Raw genomic sequence first — 2,789 nt, 5'->3', positions numbered from 1 at the left:
AAAAATCTCCGTGAGTTTGCTAATTTGCCATTTCCTTCTCAGCCTATTAATCCTCAGCATCCTGCTAAAGCTGAGGCTATTTATGAACATTTGCGACAGGATTATTATGTTCATCTAAATAAATATTCTGATTTATTACAGTCGAAAAAGCGTTTTATTGAAGTTCCAAAAGATGAAATAAGAGAGTATGTTTCACAAAGTTATGATGCTAAAAGTAATCCAAAATTTTTCAATCATTTAGCTGTAGAAAAGGTGGAAATTTTTTGCCCTTTCCCTCAAGTAGGAGTGAAAAAATTAGCTTTAGTTGATATGCCTGGTTTGGGAGATACTAGACTGGGCGATACAGAAAGAATGATTAAAGCTTTGGCGGAAGATATTGATTTTATTTTGTTGATTCGGAGACCAGGGAAAAAAGGAACGGGGGATTTTTTACGGAAGGAAGATGTGAATTTATATGATGTAGCTTCTCAAGCTTTGAAAGACAAACTTCCTTTGAAAGAATGGGTTTTTATGTTACTAAATCAGGATGGGGAAAATGAACAGTTATCTCTGGATTTTGAGAATACTATGCCCAGGAAAGGAATCCATGTTAAACAATGTTTGAAAGCTAACTGCAAAAATTCAAATGCAGCAAATCAAGTAATGGAAAAAGTCCTTGATTATCTGACAACAAATATGAAAAATTTAGACAAACAATATATGTCTGCTGCATCGAGAGATTTGAGGAATTTTCAAAGTTGGATAGAGGAGAAATTGGCAGAAGTAAGGCAGGCGATCGCTGGTTATGGGGATGTTGATACTGAATATGTGAAACTAAGAGAACAATTTTTACCAAAACTATACGAAAGTATTGAAGGATTTCGAGAGAAATTAAGAGCAGAACTTTCACAACCAAATGAGGAGTTTAAATCTCAGGTTAATGCAGTAATTAATAGATGTCAAAAGAAAGGAGATATTCCTGATTTTATAGATATTGAAATGTGGGCAAAGCGGGAAGGAATTGATGGAGCTTATTTCCGAGCAATACAACAAATGCGACCTGGTATATTGAAGCATTTTCAGACAATGGAGGATGGTTTGAAAGAGTCTCATAATCAAACTAAGTCGGAGTTGGCAGATATATTTATCAACTTAGGAATAGGAGGTTTAGTAGAAACAGAAAATACAGATTTTTTGGAAGCTTTTGCAAAGTTATTAGCCAAAACAAACAACTTGCCAAATTTAGCAAGAGGGTTTCAGTTCATTGCATCTTTTGAAATTATGTACAAAGGTTTTATGCAGTCCTATGTATGGCAAAAAATTAGTGAAGTTTTGCCTGCCGATCCGATGAAACCTATTAATACACCAGATAATATAGATAATATTTTGACTAATCTTGAACAGCGCCATCAAGATGCTATTGAAGTATGTCAAAAAACTTTGGATAAACTAGGGGTATCTGTTAACCGAACAAAAGTTTCAATGGTAGAAGAATTTGCAGATCATATTACCCGTGCTAAAGGAGTCGAACAAGAATGGGATATTTTATTAAGTAAAAATCGTAGTCAAATTTGGTCACAATTTCAGGAGTTAGAAGAACAAAAGGGATTACAGAAACAATGGTTTGCTCTAGTAGATGAAGCTTTATCTTGTAAAGAGCAATTATAATAGAAGTATTTGGGCGTTCTATTAACGTCCATTTATAGTTTTTCTGTACTGTCAAATTAGCGGTAAATTTATATTGAGGTAAAGCTACTTATGTACAATGAAACGAATCCAAGACCACAACCAATTCCTTCGCCAATTCGTTTAGGAATTTGGGGTTTTCGCAGCGCAGGAAAATCTGTTTATATGCTCAGGTTATATGAATATTTACTCAATGAAGGGAAAATTCAAATAACTGACACAGATACAGAAGAATATATTATTAATGGTCTAGAAAGTTTGGATGAAGGAAGGTTTGTACCCCCTACACAAATACCAGGGAAAAAAAGCAAGTATTCCTACACGATCAACAATGAAGATGGAAGCAATACTGAATTAACATTTTTAGACCTTCCTGGAGATATTTTAAATGACCCTTACAATGATTTTTTTCACGAAAATAGTCAAGAGGTTGCTGTAGTTGATTATCTCCTTCAATGTCATGGGATTATATTTTTACTCAGTCCATTAGAGGAGGATAAACTAAAGGAGGATAACCAGATTAAACCATATCATACATTACTAATGAAATTATTTATCGCAATGCAAAGGAAGAGTGGTCAAAAACCGTTAGAGCAATATGTAGCTTTTGGTATTACTAAAATAGATCACCCAGAAGTTAATCAAAAGTGTCTTGAAGAAAAATATCAGTATCCTGAGCAGATGTTTCTAGAAATGTTAGGGAAAGGACCAAACGTGAAGTTAGAATGGTTAAAAGGGTTTTTTCATGCAAAAATAGAAAAACCTAAAGATAAGTCTAAGGATAATTCTAGGTTGAATATAAATCCTACTTCAGAAAATCGCTGTCAGTTATTTTATATTTCTGCTTTTGGGACCTACAAAGATAGTGATGGTAAAGTAAAATCTCCTGTTATTCTCAACGAAGAAGAAAAACAAAAAAACACGGCATCAAAAGCTGAATTTCAAGAAGACCCTATGTTTTTAACAGAAGAAGAACCTATGTTTTCAACACACAAGCAAAATGATCTAGATCCCTACGATTTTGGAAAGGAAAACGTCAACAAAGAAGACATTAATCCCAATAAATATAATAAATATAAAATTAACATAGCAGCACCTTTCAACCCAATAAATATGCTTTCGCC

Annotated in this window: 2 protein-coding genes; both read left to right on the top strand. The window is 33.7% G+C overall.

Annotated elements, in window-relative coordinates; genetic code table 11:
* The coding region (locus AC3DU7_RS30355; RefSeq protein ID WP_488042957.1) for a hypothetical protein at positions 1-1,647 on the top strand (1,647 nt) is incomplete at its 5' end.
* Positions 1,648-1,737: 90 nt separating this feature from the next.
* A partial coding sequence (locus AC3DU7_RS30350) for a TRAFAC clade GTPase domain-containing protein (protein WP_488042956.1) occupies positions 1,738-2,789 on the top strand: 1,052 nt, incomplete at its 3' end.

It is taken from the genome of Okeania sp., assembly GCF_983059655.1.
Note: the sequence above shows the minus strand (reverse complement) of the source record. Positions and strands in the feature narration are given on the sequence as shown.